The sequence below is a fragment of the Dyella sp. 01N448 genome, from assembly GCF_056399225.1.
Window position 1 is genome coordinate 57,829 of record NZ_JBFTQX010000005.1, and the last position, 17,395, is coordinate 75,223.

The following is a 17,395-nucleotide window of genomic DNA, read 5'->3' on the forward strand; positions in this document are numbered from 1 at the left end:
GCTCACCCCGTCGCCGTCTTGGGAGCATTCTTCCACACGATGCCATCAGGATAGAGGTGGTCGCGGATCGAGGCCTCGTGCATGCGCGCGGAAAACCCCGGGGCCGTGGGCACCAGATAGCGTCCACGCTCGATCGTCACCGGCTCGACGAAATGCTCATGCAGATGGTCGACGAATTCGATCGCGCGATCCTCCTTCTTGCCGGTGATGGCCACAAAATCGGCCATGGCCAGATGCTGCACCAGTTCGCACAGCCCCACGCCGCCTGCGTGGGGGAAAACGCGCACGCCGAAGTGGGCGGCCAGCAGCAGGATGGCGAGGTTCTCGTTCACGCCGCCCACGCGTGCCGCATCGATCTGGATCAGGTCGACTGCCTGAGCCTGCAGCAGCTGCTTGAACAATACGCGGTTTTGTCCGTGCTCGCCGGTGGAGATGGGGATGGGTGAAACGCCTTGCCGAATCGCCGCGTGACCCAGGACGTCGTCGGGATTGGTTGGCTCCTCGACCCAGGCCAGGCCGATGTCCTTCAGCGGCTTGAGCCATTCGATGGCCGTCTGGACGTCCCAGCGCTGGTTGGCGTCCACTGCGATGGCGATGTCCGGACCCACCGCCTCGCGCGCGAGGCGGCAGCGTCGCAGGTCGTCTTCCATGCGCAGCCCGACCTTGAGCTTGATCGTGCGGAAGCCGTCTGCCACGGCTTTCCTGGCGAGACGCTGCATCTTCTCGTCGGTATACCCGAGCCAGCCGGGCGAGGTGGTGTACGCAGGATAGCCTTCGGCCTCCAGCTGGGCGATGCGAGCCTGCTTGTACGGCTCGGCCTCTTTCAGGATCTCCAGGGCGCGGGCGGGCGTCAGTGCATCGGTGAGATAGCGGAAATCGATCTGGGCGACCAGCTGCTCGGGCGTCATGTCCGCAATGAAGCGCCACACGGGCTTGTTCGCCACGCGCGCCGCCAGGTCCCACGCGGCGTTGATGACCGCGCCTATCGCCATGTGCATGACGCCTTTCTCGGGGCCGAGCCAGCGCAACTGGGAGTCGCCCGTCAGCTGCCGCGCGAACGCGCCCAGATCGTCGACGATGTCCTCCACCGTACGACCGACCACCATCGGCCGCAGTGCCGCGAGTGCCGCGGTCTGGATGTCGTTGCCCCGCCCGATGGTGAATACCAGCCCGTAACCGGCGAGCCCGCCAGGGGCGTCGGTTTTCAGCACCACATAGGCGGCGGAGTAGTCGGGATCGGGATTCATGGCATCCGAGCCGTCGTGCGCCAGCGACGTCGGAAAACGCACGTCGAAGGTTTCCAGGGCGGTAATTTTCACCATCGTGACCGGCCTCCGGCGCCGGTAACTCAATAAGGAAAAAGCAGGGCAGCGCTCAGGCGCGCGAAGCGGGATAGGCGAGCACGTCCTGTCGCTGCCGGCCAAGTCCTTCGATACCCAGTTCGATCACGTCGCCCGGCTTCAGATAGGTGGGCGGATGCAGGCCCAGCCCGACACCGGCCGGTGTTCCCGTGCTGATCACGTCGCCTGGCATCAAGGTCATGTAGCGGCTGATGTAGCTCACCAGCTGCGCCACGCCGAACACCATCGTGCGCGTGTTGCCGTTCTGGTAACGGTGACCGTTCACTTCGAGCCAGAGGGCGAGCTTCTGCGGGTCGGGGACCTCGTCCCGGGTGACCAGCCATGGGCCGATCGGCCCGAACGTGTCGCAGCTTTTGCCTTTCACCCACTGGCCGCCGTGTTCGAGCTGGAACTCGCGCTCGGACAGGTCGTTGATCACCGCATAGCCGGCGACGTGATCAAGTGCCTCGTTGACGTCGACGTAGCGCGTCACCTCGCCGATGATCACGCCGAGCTCCACTTCCCAGTCGGTTTTCGCCGAGCCGCGCGGAATGACGACGGCATCGTTGGCGCCGCCGATGGCGGTCGTGGCCTTCATGAAAAGCACGGGCTGCTCGGGCACCGGCGCGTTCGTTTCAGCCGCATGGTCGGCGTAGTTCATGCCTACGCAGAGCATCTTGCCGACGTGCGCCACCGGCACGCCGAAGCGTGGCGTGCCATCGACACGGGGCAGGGTGGCCGGATCCAGGGCCATCAGACGGCGCAGGCCATCGCGACCAAGCACAACTGCCGAGATGTCGTCGATCACGCCTGAAAGATCGCGCAAGGCGCCATCGCCATCGATCAGTCCGGGCTTTTCCGCGCCAGGTTCCCCATAACGGCAAAGTTTCATGCAGTGGCTTCCATCAGTTCGACCAGCCGCCATCCACGACATGGATGGTGCCGGTGGTAAAGGACGATTCGTCGGAGGCGAGATAAACGGCGAGCGCAGCGATCTCCTCGGGCGTGCCGAGTCGCCCCATCGGCTGCCGCGAGGTGAAGCTCTGCCATGCAGCTTCTTCGTCGCCGCCCAGGGCGCGCACGCGCTCGGCGAGCGATGGCGTCTTGACCGTGCCGGGGCAGATCGCATTGCAGCGTATGCCCGCCGACACATAATCGGCGGCGATGGAACGCGTCAGGCCGATCACCGCGGCCTTGGTCGCGCCGTAGGCAAAGCGATTAGGCACGCCCTTGATGCTCGAGGCGACCGACGACATGTTGACGATGCTGCCCGTGCCGCGACTCAACATGCCCGGAAGCACCGCGCGACACAGATGAAACATGCTGTCCACATTGATGGCGAACGAGCGCCGCCAGCTGTCGTCGTCGGTATCGAGGATGGTGCCGGCATGCACGTAGCCAGCACAGTTGAACAACACATCGATGCGCTCAGTCGCGCCCACCAGCGTCCGGATCGCCGCGTCATCGGTGACATCGAGCCGGTGGATACGAATCGAGGAATGGCTCGCGGCAAGCGAAGCCAGATGGCTATCGTTGATATCGGTCGCCAGCACCGTGGCGCCGGCCTCGGCGAAAGCGAGCGCGGTGGCGCGCCCGATGCCTGCGCCTGCCGCCGTGACGAGCGCGTGCTTGCCGGACAATCGGTCGTTCATGCGAGGCGCTCCACGTCGCTGCAATGGCAGCAGGTAACCCAGGTCTTCATGGCCTTGTTCCGGATGCGGTCGCCGATACGCGGTCAGCGAGTGAATAGACGGTCGCGGCGTTGCCGCCAAACACGGCTGCTTCGTGATGACGGGCAAACCGTCGCGTCAGCTTTTGCGCGCACGCTTTCCATTGCTCGTAGGTCGCATGGGTCGTGAGCACGGGCCAGTCGCTGCCCCACATCACGCGCTGCGCGCCGAAGCTCTCGAAGAGGTGCGCTACATAAGGTTCGATGGCTGCCATGTCGGCGTCCGGACCGGTCAGTGTCAGCAACCCCGATAATTTGCAGGCCACGTCCGGCACTTGGGCGACGCGTGCAATCGCACCGGCCCACGAGGCGAATTGCCCATCCGCGATGTTCGGCTTCGCGCCGTGGTCAACCACGGTGACCAGGCCCGGGTGCCGGGTCAGTCGCTGGGAAAGGGCGCGCAGATGCCGGTTGTCGACCAGTGCATCGAACACCAGGCCGTGGTCGCGCAGGCAGTCGAACGCGCGATCAAGCGAGGGTCGGGCGAGCCACTCCGTATCGGGGATGTCCTGGACCATGGGACGGATACCGCGCAGCAGCCCTTGTCCGCTCTGGACGAGGGCGGCGATGCGTTGCGTGGCGTCGTCCGCTTCCATGTCGACCCAGCCGATCACGCCGAGCACGCCATCGGTCTGTCGGGCGATATCGAACAAGAACAGGGTCTCCTGCTCATCCGGTGCGGCCTGGACGAGGATGCAGGCGTCTGTCGTTGCCTTGAGATCCGGCGGAAGAAACGCGCGCTGCAGCTGGGCCGGGGCATGCGCCAGCCAGCCATAGGCCAGGCGCGCGGGATCCCAGTAGTGGCGATGCGCATCGATGATCATGGTGTCGGCACGCTCTTATCGAGCAGGCCGTGCTCGACCAGCGACGCCCAGGCCGCATCGGGAACCGTGGCGCACATGCGGGCCACGGCGTCATCGACTTCGGCGACCGAGCGCAGCCCGCACACGACTTTCGTCACCGCCGGATGGGCGAGCGGAAACTGCAAGGCAGCCGCGCCGACGCTCGCGCCCGTGCGTGCGCACACATCGTAAAGTTGCTGTGCACGCGCCTTGATCGCCAGCGATGCCGGCGCGTAGTCATAGGTATCGCCAGGACCTGCGTCCGCGCCAAGCAGGCCGGAGTTGTAAGGGCCTGCGATCAGCACAGCCACGCTATCGGCTTGCGCCCGCGCCATGACGGCCTTGCTGCGCCCCTGTTCGAACAAGGTGTAGCGGCCGGCCAGCATGATCGCGTCCAGCGGAAAACGATCCATCACTTCCAGGCAGACCGCCTCTTCGTTCACACCCAATCCAATGGCGCCCACTACGCCCTGGTCGCGTAACTCGGCCATGGCGGGCAGCGCTTCATCGAGGGCTTGCTTCAACACGTGCGGGTGGCGCGAACCATGGGTGAGCTCGCCGATGTCGTGCAGCAACAGCAGGTCGATGCGACCGGTGCGTAGCCGCCGGATGCTGCTTTCCAGGCTGCGCAGGATGCCGTCGCGCGTGTAGTTGAAGTAGGCCCGGCGACCATCGACCGCGAAGCCATCGCCGCGGTCCGTGCGCTCCTCATCCATGTCGATGAGTCGGCCGACCTTGGTGGAGATGGTGTAGCTGGTGCGCTCGATGCCTAGCAGCGCATCGCCGATGCGCGTTTCGCTGAGGCCGTAGCCGTAATAGGGCGCGGTGTCGAAATGCCGGATGCCCTGGCGCCATGCCTGCAGGATGGCTTCTCGCGCCGCCTCGTCGCCCACGCCGGCATACAGGTTGCCCGCTGGCGCGCCTCCGAAAGCAAGGGCGCCCAGTCGGGCTTCGGCCTGGCCTGGCTGGCCGAAGGACTGTTGATGTTCGTGCTGGACCGGCATCAAAACCCCCAAAACCCGCCTCCTGCAAGGCCGGACGACTGCACCATCGGACGACCGCCACCCGGGCGGCGCCGCCTTTCGGGCATCGTACTACTTGTGCATAGATAAAAACTAGGTTTATATGTGAGCGGACGGGCAGGCCGGCAGACCTCGAGTCGACGCGCTGTGGCGTCACGATGGGCCTGCTATTGAATCGATCGAAATCGCCCTGTTAACTGGGGCGAGGCAAGCACAGCATCGGGGTGGGTGATGACGCCGTTGTCGGATAAGAGGCCAGTGCCTCCGCATAGGGACCACCTGCAGGACATGGGCGGGCCGATCGTCGCTGGCGTACTCGGACGGCAGCCGCGCCCGGTGTCTCCCTTTCTCGCCGCCGACCTCGGGGGCACCCACGCACGCGTCGGCCTGGTCGTGCCCGACGCCATCACGGGCAAGCCGGACATCGTCCTTTACCAAGTCTATCGCTGCGCCGAGCACGCCTCGCTGGTCGATATTCTTGGCAGCTTTTGCCGGGAGCATCGCGTGCAGCCGGATGCGCTGGTGCTGGCCTGCGCGGGATTCGTCGAACACGGCGTGGTGATCAACGAGAGCCTGGCGTGGCCTGTGTTGCTGGACAGCGTGTGCATTGAAGGCGGGTTCGCCTCCGTCGATGTGCTCAACGACTTCGAAGCATTCGCGCATGCGGTCGGCCATTTTGAACAGGAGAACAGCGCCGCCATCGTGGATGGTGTTGCCAATCCCAGTGGCGCCGTGGCCGTGATCGGCCCCGGCACCGGACTGGGCGCCGCCCTCTGGCTGCCGGGCCGGCCGCCTCGCGTACTGCATACCGAGGCCGGACACATGGAGCTGGCCGCGCGCCCCGGCATCGAGCAGACCATTCGCGCGCAGCTGGGGCCGATCGACGGATACGTGCCTTACGACCGCGTGCTCAGCGGGCCAGGCTTGTTGCGCCTCTATCGCGCCCTCGCGGCGGTGCAAGGCGTGCCGGCGACGCTCACGGAGCCGGGCGAGATCACCGCCATGGCGCTGGCCGGCATGGACACGCTGGCCACGCAGACGGTCGATCAATTCTGTCGCTGGCTCGGTGCGTTCTGCGGTGATGTCGCCATCGCCTTCAATGCGAGCGGCGGGGTTTGCCTGGCCGGCGGATTTCTCGCGCGCATCACCGGCGTGCTGCGCTCCGGGCCGTTCACCGAGCGGTTCCTGGACAAGGGAGTGATGCGCTCGTTCTTGAACAACACACCCGTGTTCGTCGTCGAGCACGGGCAGCTGGGCGTGCTGGGCGCGGCAAACTGGCGATTGGGCCACTGATACGGGTTTCTTTGCAGGGGCAGGGGAATGGGATTGAGGTGGGGTTACACGCTGGCGGTTCTGATTTCGCTGCTGCTGTGGTCGATGGCTGGCCATGCGCAGGTGCGCATCGACATGGATCACGACTGGCGCTTCCGTACCGACGCCGCCGATGCAGGCATGGCTGCTGGCTGGCCGCGAGCCACGCCGGCCGAAACGCAGCTGGTGGATGTGCCCCACACCTGGAACATCGGCAAGGATGACGACTACGAAGGTGTCGCCTGGTATTTCAAGTCCTTCACCGTGCCGGCGTCGATGCTTTCGTCCCACGTGGAATTGCATTTCGGCGCCACCTTCTATCGCAGTCGCGTCTGGGTCAACGGCGTAGAAGTCGGCGGCCACGAAGGCGGACACACGGCATACGACCTGGACATCGGCCGGCAGCTTCGTGCGGGGGAAAACCAGATCGCCGTACGACTGGACAACCGTCCCGGCGAGGCGACCATCCCCGGTTACGCGATGCGGCAGGTGGCCAGCGGCAGCGTGTGGTACGACTGGTGGCATTACGGCGGCATCGTGCGCGACGTGTGGCTCAGCGTATCGGACCATGCACTGATCCGGCGGCAACGCATCGCGAGCAAGCTTGGCGGCGACGCGGCCAGCGTCAGCAGTCAGGTATTTGTCGAGAACGTCGACGGCAGCGACGGCAGCTATCGCGTCACCGCAAGCATCATCGATCCGGACGGCAAGACGGTGGCGCAAACGCAGCAGGGCGTCTCGGCAAAGGCGGGGCAGTCCACCTCCACGACACTTGCCGTGAACCTGCCACACCCCCAGTTGTGGAACGTCGGCGACGCGCGACTCTATCAGTGGGTAACGGAGCTGCATGCCGCCGACGGCACGGTGCTGGACTCGCGCAGCGATTCGTTTGGCGTGCGCGACATCGTCATCCGTGACCGCCGCCTCTACGTCAATGGCAAGCCGGTGCGGCTGAGCGGCGTCAGTCGCCACGAGGATTCGCCCTGGGAAGGATTGGCCGAATCGGCGGGCACGATACGCCGCGACTGGTCCGACATGGCCGCCTTGCATACAACGCTCACGCGGCCGGTGCATTATCCGCAGAACGACGAGGTACTCGACTTCGCCGACCGCCACGGCATCTTGCTCGTGCCGGAAATCCCGGTCTGGCAATTCAGCCAGGCGCAGCTGAAAAACCCAAAGCTGCTCGCGCTCGCCAAGGGCATGATGCGCGAGATGATCGAGCAGGATGGCAATCACCCCAGCATCTTCGCCTGGAGTGTTTGCAACGAGAGCGATGCCTCCACGCCTGGTGGTCGCGCCTATGTGGACGCCATGGCTTCGCTTATTCGCGACATCGACCCGGGCCGCTATGTGACCTTTGCCGATGCCGACATCAGCAGCAAGCCGTGGAAAGAAGCGCCGGTGATGCACGACATCGACTTCATCATGGCCAATGCCTATTTCGGATCATGGAGCGGCGCGGGCAGCGACGTGGAACCCTGGCTGGATTTCATCGATCGCACTTATCCCGACAAGATGGTGATCATTTCCGAATTCGGCTACCCGGGCGTTTTCTCGCACGACAGCGCTGCCGCCGACAAGGCGCGCGCCGAGAACCTGCTCCAGCAGATGGATGCCTTTCAGCGGCGCAGCTTCATTGCGGGAACGATTTTCTGGACGTATCAGGACTATAAATCCCATCGCAATCTGTGGCCCGGCCAGACCGAAGGTTTTGTCGACCACGGCCTGGTCGATGAGAACCGGCAGCGCAGGCCGTCTTACGCGGTCTACGAAACGCGCAACGAGGCGTTGTCGGTGGCGACGCAATGGCGGGTCGACGCCAGTGGACTGCGTGGATTCGAGGCCACGGTGAGCGGCTATCCAGCCACGCATCTGCCTTCCTATCCCATGCTCGGCTATGTCGCCCACTGGCGCGCCATGGACGATCGCGGCCACGAACTTGCGCATGGCGATGACGTGCTGCGCGACCTGGCACAGCCCATCCGCTTTGAGGGTGCCTGGCCCGCTATGGGCAAGGGCGCTGCTGTGCATCTGGCCGTGGACGTCGCCCGGCCCGACGGCGTGCGCGCCGGCGGCGTGGTCAGCGACTACCACCCGCTGAACATCGGCAGCGCGCACTTTCTTCCGAACAAGGACGAGCAACCATGATGAAACCGGCCGCGCATGGCGCGCTTGTCGCGGGCTGGCTGCTCTGCGCCTCGGCGTGGGCGCAGTCGCCCACGGCGCCCACAGCCGATTCCTTGTCGCCGGCAGCGCAGGATCAGGCCTGGCAGCAGGCCAGCGCCAAATTCGCGCCGCAACGAAAAGCGATCCTTGATCGTGTGGCCAACGCAGCCGGCCGGGGGCCCTTTCGCAGCGACTGGACGTCCTTGCAGAAGTATCGTTCACCTGCCTGGTACGACGACGCCAAGTTCGGCATCTTCATCCATTGGGGCGTCTACTCGGTGCCCGCGTTCGGCAGCGAGTGGTATTCGCGCAACATGTACCAGCAGGGGACAAAGGAGTTCGCCCATCACGTGGCGACGTACGGGCCGCAGTCGAGGTTCGGCTACAAGGACTTCGTACCGATGTTCAAGGCCGAGCACTTCGACCCGGATGCCTGGGCGAAACTTTTCCGCGTTGCCGGCGCGCGCTATGTCGTACCCGTGGCAGAACACCACGACGGCTTCGCCATGTACGACTCGGCGCTGTCAGATTGGACCGCCGTAAAGAAGGGGCCCAGGCGCGACGTGATCGGTGAGCTTGAACGTGCCGTGCGAGGGCAGGGCATGCGCTTTGGCGTGTCCTCGCATCGCGCCGAGCATGACTGGTTCTTCGACGGTGGGCGCCATGTCGATTCGGACGTCAACGATCCGCGCTATGCGGAACTCTATGGCCCTGCCGTAGCGCATCTCAGCAAGGAAGACGAGAACCTGGCGCAGGACTGGACCTATGTCTCCCAGGCCTGGCTGGACGACTGGCTTGCACGCACTGTCGAACTCACCGACAAATACCATCCCGACCTGATCTACTTCGACTGGTGGATCGGCCATCCCAGCTTCCGCAACACGCTGCCGACCCTGCTGTCGTACTACTACAACGAAGGCGCGAAACGCGACGGCGTGGTGGTCAATTACAAGCTGGGCGACTTCGCCGATGGCGCCGGCACGCTGGACATCGAACGCGGGCAACTGCAGGGCATCCACCCCGCCCACTGGCAGACAGACACCTCGATCAGCAACGATTCCTGGGGCTACATCGAGCACGACACGTACAAGTCGCCGACCTTCATCATCCATCTGCTGGTGGATGTGGTCAGCAAGAACGGCAACCTCATGCTCAACGTCGGGCCGCGTGCCGACGGTACGATTCCCGCTGGCGCGCAGGACACGTTGCGCAGCATCGGCGGATGGCTGAAGGCGAACGGCGAGGCGATCTATGGCAGCAAGCCATGGCGCACGTTTGGCGAAGGCCCGACCGAAGTGGTCAGCGGCACCTTCCAGGACACCAAGACCAAGCCATATACCGCCGAAGATTTCCGCTTCACCACCGGCAACGGCAAGCTCTACGCGATCGAGCTGGATTGGCCGGCGAACGCCCAGGCCATCATCCATTCGATCAAGCCGGAAGACAAAGTCACACGCGTCCAGTCTGTGGCAGACAACCGCACCATCCCGTTTACCCAGGATGCCGGCGGCCTGCATCTTAGTCTGCCGTCCCACCCAATCGGCAGCGATGCGTACGTCTATCGCATCACCTTCTCCACTCCCCATTCACTCAAGGCTGCGCCATGAAACGATGGTTGTCCCTGACCGTTTCGCTGTGTCTTGCATTGGCGTCGACCGGCGCCTTTGCGAAGGCTCCCACCGCGTTGTTCTATATGATCGAAGTACAGAAATCGATCAACTCGTTCGAGGCGCACATCGACAAGGTCGACTTGCTGGTGCCCACCTGGTTTGGCGTGGATGGCAACGGCCTGGTATCGGGCGCACCCAACCTCTACGTGCTCAAACTGGCCAAGGCGCATCGTGTGCCGGTGATGCCCATCATCTCCGCTGGCGGCGACCGCAAGAAGTTTCACGATCTGCTGGTCAACGAAACCGCCAAGAAGGCGATGATCGAGGGCATGCTCGAACAGGCGAAGCTCTACGGGTTTGTCGGCTTCCAGTTCGATTTCGAAAACATCGCCTGGACCGATCGCGACGCACTGACCCTGCTGACGCAACAGACCGCCACGGCGCTGCACAAGCACGGCCTGAAGCTATCCATGGCGGTGGTGCCGAATGCGCCGGGCTACGCGGGCCGCGGCCCCTTCGCCAAATGGATATGGGAATACTGGAAAGGTGCGTACGATCTCAAGGCGCTGGGACAGGCACTGGATCTCGTCTGCCTGATGACATATGACCAGCACACCCGCTGGACCACGCCGGGGCCGGTGGCGGGCATGCCGTGGGTGATGGCCAACCTCGAATACGCCTTGAAGGTGGTGCCGAAGGAAAAGCTCTCGCTGGGCATTGGGCTGTATGGCTACCACTGGTTTGCCGGCGATCCGGTGGGTGCGGACGGCAAGGAGAGTTCGAACATCTCCGCGCAATACATCGATGCGGACGAATCGTTCCCGCTGGCCAGGCAGTTCAACGCCACCATGCAGTGGGATCCGGTGGAGCACGAATCATGGTTCTACTTCTATCGCGACCAGATGCGCGAGTGGGTGTTCCTGCCCGATGCGCACGCGTTCCGCGATCGCTACGACGTGGTGAAGCAATACGGCCTGGAGGGCTTCTGTGCGTGGGTGATTGGCGCCGAAGATCCCAAGATCTGGGAGGCGCTCCCCGATGCGGTGCGCTAAGCGCGGTCTGAAGGCGCCGATCGCGCTGGCATTGGCAACGCTGTTTGGGTTCGCCGTCGATGCGCACGCGACAGGCACGCTGCCGATTATTCCGCTTCCCGCGCAGGTGAGCATGGGGCAGGGCGGTTATGCCGTCAGTGCCGCTGCCGTCATCCATGTCGCGCCGGGTGATCGTGCGGCCGCCGAGGCGGCCCGCTATCTGGCGGACCTGCTCGTGCGAACGCGCGGACTTTCGCTACCGGTGAAAGAGGATGCGACAGCCACGAGCCACGGCGACATCGTCATTCGCAGCGATGCGGCCGCAAGCGTCACGCAGCCGGAAGGTTATGTACTCGACGTTGATGCGCAGGGCATGCGCATCACTGCGCGGGATGCGGCAGGCCTGTTCTACGGCGCCGTCAGCGCGTGGCAGCTGATGACGCCCGATGCCGCAAAGGGTGCCGTCTCGGTGCCCTTGCTGCACATCGCCGACTGGCCAAGATTTGCCTGGCGAGGCCTGATGCTCGACTCGGCGCGGCACTTCCAGCAGCCGGTTGAAATCAAGCAGCTGCTCGACGCCATGGCACAGCACAAGCTCAATGTCTTCCACTGGCATCTCACCGACGACCAGGGCTGGCGCCTGGAAATCCGCCGCTATCCCAAGCTCACGCAGATCGGCGCATGGCGCCAGCCGCCCGGGGATGGCGGCACCAGGTACGGCGGCTACTACACGCAGGCCGACGTGAAGGACATCGTCGCCTACGCCGCCGTCCGCCACATCACGGTCGTGCCGGAGATCGACATGCCGGGCCACGCGCAGGCTGCCGTGGCGGCTTTTCCGGATATCGGCGTCACCGGCGAGCGGCCGTCCGTCTCGATCAACTGGGGCGTCAACCCTTACCTGTTCAATGTCGACGAACACAGCATCCGTTTCCTGCACAACGTGCTCGACGAAGTGATGGAACTGTTTCCATCGACCTTCATCCACGTGGGCGGCGACGAAGCCATCAAAGACCAGTGGCAGGCGTCGGCCGCCGTGCAGGCGCGCATGCGCTCGCTCGGGATCAAGGACGAAAAGGCGCTGCAAAGCTGGTTCATCGAGCGCATGGGGCAATACCTGGCGCAACATGGGCGTCGCCTGATCGGCTGGGATGAAATCCTTGAGGGCGGCATACCGCCGTCCGCCTCGATCATGTCCTGGCGCGGTACGCAGGGCGCCATCGATGCGGCGCGACTGGGGCATGACGTGGTGCTGTCTCCCGCGCCCACGCTCTACTTCGACAACCTGCAGAGTCATCGCGACGATGAACCGTCCGGGCGGCTTGGCGTCCAGACGCTGGCCCGCGTCTACGCGTTTGAAGCGGTCTCGCCGGAGCTCACTGCCGAGCAGGCGAAGCACGTACTTGGCGCGCAGGCCAACATCTGGACCGAGTACCTCACGGCACCCTGGCAGATCCAGCATGCGGCCTTCCCACGACTGGACGCCTTGGCCGAGGCGACCTGGACGCCTGCCAACGAGCGGCGCTTCGACAACTTCTTGGCGAGGCTGCCCGCGCAATTCGATCGCTATCGCAAAATGGGCATCTACTATGCCGACAGCGCCTTCGCCGTCGACATGCGTGCGCAGCGTTCACCCGGCAACGGCGACAAAGTCGCCGTGACCCTTGTTGCACAGGAGCCGTCCACCACGATCCGTTACACCACCGACGCAACCGTGCCGTCGGCGAGCTCGCCTGTCTATGGTGGACCGATCGAGACTGCGCTGCCTGTCACCATCAGCGCAACGACGTTTACTGCCGACGGACAGCCGCTCGCGCGCGTCCGCACACAGCGTTTCGACGCGCGGACGCTGGCGAGCTACGACGGCAATGCGCTGGAGGCCTGTCCGAAGGGCGACCTTGGCCTGCGCGTGCCGCTGCTACCCGATGCCACCTCGCCGGCGCCGGTGTACAACCTCGACGTCATGAACAGCTGCTGGCGCATGGCGAACGTGTCCCTGGACGAGGTGGTCGCGATTTTTGTCGACGGTGCATGGCTCGCCCGCAATTACGGCCTGGCGCATGACGCATCGAAAGTCGTGTCGCGCCCGTCACGCCGGCCTGCGGGCGAACTCGAGGTTCACCTCGATACCTGCAGCGGCCCCTTGGCGGCCAGCTTGCCGTTGCCTGCCGAAGCCTTGCCCGGCAGGACGTATCGCGTTGCGGCCGCCGTGACTGCGCACGGCGGCACACACGACTTGTGCATCCTCTCGACGGCGCCGCTTCAAGGTCCTTTGGCAGGCGTCAGCCGCATATCGTTCAATTATCCCGCGCCGCCTGGCGCAACGCAGTGAGCAGGCGGAGCAGACGCGCATGAGGCGATTACATCAGGCCTGCCTGCTGGCGACCCTGCTGTTCGGCGTCTTGCTGGCGACGCCCGCTCCGGCCGACGAGGCCACGGAGCGGGCGGCCAGTCTGGTCGCGCGCATGACGTCGGCAGAGAAGATCGCGCAGTTGCAAAGTGCCGCACCGGCCATCCCGCGCCTTGGCATTCCCGCGTACGACTGGTGGAGCGAGGGGCTGCACGGCTTTGCCCGCTTTGGCGAGGCGACCGTATTCCCGCAGGCCATCGGTTTGGCGGCCAGCTGGGATCCCGCCTTGCTTCATGCCGTGGGCGGCGTAGTGGCGACGCAGGCGCGCAGCAAGTTCCTCGCTACGGGTCTGCAGCACAATCATGGACGCTACAACGGCCTCACGATCTGGTCTCCCAACATCAACATCTTCCGCGACCCTCGCTGGGGGCGAGGCCAGGAAACCTATGGCGAAGATCCACGCCTGACGGCAACGCTTGCCGTGGCCTTCATCGACGGACTGCAGGGCGATGACCCTGCGCATCCCACGGTGATCGCCACGCCCAAGCACTTCGCCGTGCATAGCGGTCCGGAGCCCGGCCGTCATGGCTTCGATGTCGATGTATCCGCGCATGATCTCGAAGACACGTATCTGCCCGCCTTCCGCGCTGCGATCGTGGAGGGTCGCGCGGGCTCGGTCATGTGCGCCTACAACGCGATTCATGGCGTTCCCGTTTGCGCCTTGCCGTGGCTGCTCGGCGAGCGCCTGCGCAAAGACTGGGGCTTCGAGGGCTTCGTCGTGTCCGACTGCGATGCGGTGGACGATATGACGATGTTCCACCACTACCAGAAAGACAACGCCGGCTCATCGGCCAGCGCGTTGCGCGCGGGCACGGACCTGGACTGCGGCTCGGCGTATGCGGGCCTTGGCGGCGCGCTGGCAGATGGCCGGATCAGCGAGCGTGACCTCGATGTGGCCGCAACGCGCCTGTTCGCCGCGCGCTATCGCCTGGGCATGTTCGACGCATCGGCGCCGACGCCGCGGGTCGCCCCTGATGCTGATCGCTCACTGGCGCTGCGTGCTGCAGGCGAATCGATCGTCTTGCTCAAGAATCGCGCGAATACACTGCCATTGAAGCCCGGCGGCCGTATCGCCGTGGTGGGGCCAAACACCGACGCCTTGTCCGTGCTGGAAGCCAACTACCACGGCACGGCTCGACAGCCCGTGACGCCGCTCGATGGCGTGCGCGCACTATGGGGCGAGCAAAACGTGCGTTACGCCCAAGGCGCCACGCTTGCTGATGGCGTGACCGTTCCGATTCCCGTGACGGCACTATCCAATCTCAAGGGCGAGTACTTTCGCGATGCCCGCCTGACCGGCAAGCCGGTGATGACGCGCTCCGACGCCCGGATCGACTTGGATACTGATCACCTGCCGCCCGCGGATGGTCTCGATGCATCCCGCTACGCAGTGCGCTGGACAGGCCAACTGCTGCCTCCCGGCGCGGGCGACTACACCCTGGCCGTGCGCGTGGATCGATGCTTCGACTGTCGCGGGCACGACCCTGTGCGCCTCTATCTCGATGGCCATCTGATCGCTGGCAGCTCGGGCAGCGATGAGCCGCCTGCCGTGAAAATCCATTTTGCCGATACGCGTCCGCACGATCTGCGCCTGGAATGGGAGCACAGCGGCGAGGACCAAGGCATTCACCTGGAATGGATGGCGCCCGCCGATGCACAGCTCGCTGAGGCAGTCAGGGCGGCCGCCGATGCCGATGCCGTGGTTGCCTTCGTGGGTTTGTCGCCAGGTGTCGAGGGCGAGGAACTGAAGGTCGACGTGCCGGGCTTCATGGGCGGCGATCGGACCGCCATCGATCTGCCTGCGTCGCAGCAGAAACTGCTGGAGGCGGTCGCCGCCACCAGGAAACCGCTGGTAGTCGTCTTGATGAGCGGCAGTGCCGTGGCCTTGAACTGGGCCAGTGAACACGCGGACGCGATCATCGCGGCGTGGTATCCGGGCGAGCAGGGCGGATTGGCGGTGGCGCAGACCCTTGCCGGCGTGATCAATCCCGCTGGCCGCCTTCCGGTGACTTTCTATCGCGACGTGCGCGATCTCCCGCCTTTCATCGATTACGGCATGAAGGGTCGCACTTACCGTTACTTCAAGGGCGAGCCGCTGTATGCGTTCGGCGATGGCCTGAGCTACACCACGTTCGCCTATGACGCGCCCAGTCTGTCCGCGCAAAACCTGAAGGCCGGCGACGCGCTCGACGTCGCGGTGAACGTGCGCAACACCGGAACGCGCAGCGGCGACGAAGTAGCGCAGGTCTATCTTGCGTATCCGGACGCCCCCGATGCACCGCAACGGGCGCTGATGGGGTTTGAGCGTGTCTCCCTCGCCGCAGGGGAGCAGCGTGCCGTGCATTTCCATCTTGACGCGCGCGCCCTGAGCCTGGTCGATGCCGACGGTGTGCGTGCCGTCAGGGCAGGGCGCTACGCATTGTTCGCAGGCGGCCACCAACCCTCGTCGGGGCAGCCATCGGTGGCGTTCACCATCGCAGGACACGCCGACGTGCCGCGCTGAGCATGCCGATGAATGGCATGATCAGCGCCAGCCTGGCGCCGCATGTCGGCGCCATGTCAGTTCGAAGGCAAAGCGCCGGCGTCGAACACCTGGAATTCGCGGATGGATGCATCGCCGACGCTGGACAAAATGTTCAGTCGCACGCGTTGCGCAGTGACGCGAGGGAACACATCGATCTTCATGTGGCCGATGGCTTCAGCGTTGGCGACCGCATGCCAGGCCTTGCCGTCGAAAACCTCGATGGCGTACTTGCGCACATGCTGCCCGTCGTCCAGCCATTCCATCGCGAGCGTGCGATCGAACGTCACCGGGTGGCCGAAGTCGACTTCGAGCGTGGCGTGGCGGGAGCCAGCCGGCGCCGACCAGAATGTGTCCTTGTTGCCGTCCAGGGCTGCCTCGGTGTTTTCGTCCGTCTGCACGTGATGGCGCGCCAGGTTGCTGGCATCGCCATAGCGCGCACGCAGCGCCTTGCCAAAGGCTTCGAGGCGGGCGACGTCGGCATCGGGCAGCCGGCCGTGGCGATCCGGCGCGATGCCCAGCATCAATTGTCCGCCACGCCCGACGCTGTTCTCCCAGGTGTCCACGAGCTTGGCGACACTCTTGAGCGTGACTTCGTCGTTGGGGTGCCAGAACCAGTGCAGGTCATGCAGAGGGGTGTCGACTTCCACCGGGCGCCAGCGCTGGTAGCCGTGGCGGTCGATGACGTTCCAGTTCTCGCCGCGAATATAGCCATCCTCCTGGCCCACCCAGCGAAGGTCGCCGTACTCGAACAAGCCCATGTCGGCAAACACCATGGCATTGGGCTGATAGGTTCGCAGCGTTTCGATGTAGCGCGGGAAATCGTAGACATGGCCGGCGCTGCCTGCGCCATCGAGCCACCACTCGACCAGCGGCCCATAGTGCTGGGCCAATTCCTCCACCTGGGCGCGGTAATACACATCGTAAGCTTGCGGCTGCTTGTAGCGCGGCTCATGCCTGTCCCACGGCGACAGATAGACGCCGAACTCCAGTCCTTCGGCACGCGCCGCGTCGGAGGCGAGGCGCACAAGATCGCCCTTGCCATTCATCCACGGGCTGCTTTTCACCGAGTAGTCGCTCTGCGCCGTCGGAAACAGTGCAAAGCCATCGTGATGCTTGGCGACCATCACCATGTAGCGCGCGCCCGCTGCGCGGCTGGCGCGTGCCCATTGCGCCGCATCGACATGGTCGGGATTGAACACCCTGGGGTCGGCTGTGCCGTCGCCCCACTCGCGATCGAGGAAGGTGTTCGTGCCGAAATGCACGATCACGCCAAACTCCAGATCCTGCCAGTGAATCTGCTGGGGGGATGGCTTGGTATCCGCCGCGCCTTGCGCCAACGATGCCTGCGAAAAAAGAGAGAGCGCCAAGGCGGCGCCAAGAACGGTTCGGGCAAGTCGCTTCATTAGC

12 protein-coding genes are annotated in these 17,395 nt (G+C 64.7%); 6 read left to right on the forward strand and 6 right to left on the reverse strand.

What is annotated here, in order from left to right; genetic code table 11:
* Positions 1-2: 2 nt before the first annotated feature.
* From AC1DKY_RS09905 to AC1DKY_RS09925, 5 genes are read right to left on the reverse strand one after another with little or no spacing between them, the layout of a single operon-like run.
* Positions 3-1,322: an L-fuconate dehydratase gene (locus tag AC1DKY_RS09905; protein WP_441603837.1), complete on the reverse strand. Its 1,320-nt coding sequence runs from the start codon at positions 1,320-1,322 to the stop codon at positions 3-5.
* A 52-nt stretch (positions 1,323-1,374) separates the two neighbouring features.
* Positions 1,375-2,232 carry a fumarylacetoacetate hydrolase family protein gene (locus tag AC1DKY_RS09910; RefSeq protein WP_441603838.1) on the reverse strand — a complete coding sequence of 286 codons (858 nt, stop codon included), beginning with the start codon at positions 2,230-2,232 and terminating at the stop codon, positions 1,375-1,377.
* Between the two features lie 13 nt (positions 2,233-2,245).
* Positions 2,246-2,992 carry an SDR family oxidoreductase gene (locus AC1DKY_RS09915; protein ID WP_441603839.1) on the reverse strand — a complete coding sequence of 249 codons (747 nt, stop codon included), beginning with the start codon at positions 2,990-2,992 and terminating at the stop codon, positions 2,246-2,248.
* A gap of 46 nt (positions 2,993-3,038) precedes the next feature.
* Positions 3,039-3,893, reverse strand: a complete 855-nt coding sequence (locus AC1DKY_RS09920) for an amidohydrolase family protein (RefSeq protein ID WP_441603840.1) — start codon at positions 3,891-3,893, stop codon at positions 3,039-3,041.
* On the reverse strand, positions 3,890-4,915 hold the full coding sequence (locus AC1DKY_RS09925; protein WP_441603841.1) for an aldo/keto reductase: 1,026 nt from the start codon (positions 4,913-4,915) through the stop codon (positions 3,890-3,892). The genes AC1DKY_RS09920 and AC1DKY_RS09925 overlap by 4 nt, the downstream gene beginning before the upstream one ends.
* A gap of 276 nt (positions 4,916-5,191) precedes the next feature.
* Here AC1DKY_RS09925 and AC1DKY_RS09930 point away from each other — a divergent pair, with 276 nt between their 5' ends.
* Genes AC1DKY_RS09930 through AC1DKY_RS09955 form a run of 6 tightly spaced genes read left to right on the forward strand, consistent with a single transcriptional unit; the run spans position 5,192 to position 15,967 of the window.
* Complete coding sequence (locus AC1DKY_RS09930) at positions 5,192-6,226, forward strand: glucokinase (RefSeq protein ID WP_441603842.1); 1,035 nt, start codon at positions 5,192-5,194, stop codon at positions 6,224-6,226.
* Between the two features lie 27 nt (positions 6,227-6,253).
* The gene (locus AC1DKY_RS09935; protein ID WP_441603843.1) at positions 6,254-8,395 is read left to right on the forward strand and encodes a glycoside hydrolase family 2 protein; all 2,142 of its coding nucleotides are present in this window, start codon (positions 6,254-6,256) and stop codon (positions 8,393-8,395) included.
* Positions 8,395-10,020, forward strand: a complete 1,626-nt coding sequence (locus tag AC1DKY_RS09940) for an alpha-L-fucosidase (protein WP_441603993.1) — start codon at positions 8,395-8,397, stop codon at positions 10,018-10,020. Before AC1DKY_RS09935 ends, AC1DKY_RS09940 begins: the two co-directional genes overlap by 1 nt.
* The gene (locus AC1DKY_RS09945; RefSeq protein WP_441603844.1) at positions 10,017-11,075 is read left to right on the forward strand and encodes a glycosyl hydrolase family 18 protein; all 1,059 of its coding nucleotides are present in this window, start codon (positions 10,017-10,019) and stop codon (positions 11,073-11,075) included. Before AC1DKY_RS09940 ends, AC1DKY_RS09945 begins: the two co-directional genes overlap by 4 nt.
* Positions 11,062-13,386 (forward strand): family 20 glycosylhydrolase, encoded by a 2,325-nt coding sequence (locus AC1DKY_RS09950; RefSeq protein ID WP_441603845.1) that lies wholly within the window; start codon positions 11,062-11,064, stop codon positions 13,384-13,386. Before AC1DKY_RS09945 ends, AC1DKY_RS09950 begins: the two co-directional genes overlap by 14 nt.
* Positions 13,387-13,405: 19 nt before the next feature.
* On the forward strand, positions 13,406-15,967 hold the full coding sequence (locus tag AC1DKY_RS09955) for a glycoside hydrolase family 3 C-terminal domain-containing protein (protein WP_441603846.1): 2,562 nt from the start codon (positions 13,406-13,408) through the stop codon (positions 15,965-15,967).
* Positions 15,968-16,023: 56 nt separating this feature from the next.
* Here AC1DKY_RS09955 and AC1DKY_RS09960 read toward each other — a convergent pair whose 3' ends face one another.
* A complete protein-coding gene (locus AC1DKY_RS09960) occupies positions 16,024-17,391 on the reverse strand; it encodes an alpha-L-fucosidase (protein WP_441603847.1) in 1,368 nt (455 codons plus the stop codon).
* Between the last annotated feature and the right edge of the window lie 4 nt (positions 17,392-17,395).

Coding starts and splice junctions, on each gene's coding strand:
- AC1DKY_RS09905 (WP_441603837.1), bottom strand. CDS start 1,322: ATGGTGAAAATTACCGCCCTGGAAACCTTCGACGTGCGTTTTCCGACG.
- AC1DKY_RS09910 (WP_441603838.1), bottom strand. CDS start 2,232: ATGAAACTTTGCCGTTATGGGGAACCTGGCGCGGAAAAGCCCGGACTG.
- AC1DKY_RS09915 (WP_441603839.1), bottom strand. CDS start 2,992: ATGAACGACCGATTGTCCGGCAAGCACGCGCTCGTCACGGCGGCAGGC.
- AC1DKY_RS09920 (WP_441603840.1), bottom strand. CDS start 3,893: ATGATCATCGATGCGCATCGCCACTACTGGGATCCCGCGCGCCTGGCC.
- AC1DKY_RS09925 (WP_441603841.1), bottom strand. CDS start 4,915: ATGCCGGTCCAGCACGAACATCAACAGTCCTTCGGCCAGCCAGGCCAG.
- AC1DKY_RS09935 (WP_441603843.1), top strand. CDS start 6,254: ATGGGATTGAGGTGGGGTTACACGCTGGCGGTTCTGATTTCGCTGCTG.
- AC1DKY_RS09940 (WP_441603993.1), top strand. CDS start 8,395: ATGAAACCGGCCGCGCATGGCGCGCTTGTCGCGGGCTGGCTGCTCTGC.
- AC1DKY_RS09945 (WP_441603844.1), top strand. CDS start 10,017: ATGAAACGATGGTTGTCCCTGACCGTTTCGCTGTGTCTTGCATTGGCG.
- AC1DKY_RS09950 (WP_441603845.1), top strand. CDS start 11,062: ATGCGGTGCGCTAAGCGCGGTCTGAAGGCGCCGATCGCGCTGGCATTG.
- AC1DKY_RS09955 (WP_441603846.1), top strand. CDS start 13,406: ATGAGGCGATTACATCAGGCCTGCCTGCTGGCGACCCTGCTGTTCGGC.
- AC1DKY_RS09960 (WP_441603847.1), bottom strand. CDS start 17,391: ATGAAGCGACTTGCCCGAACCGTTCTTGGCGCCGCCTTGGCGCTCTCT.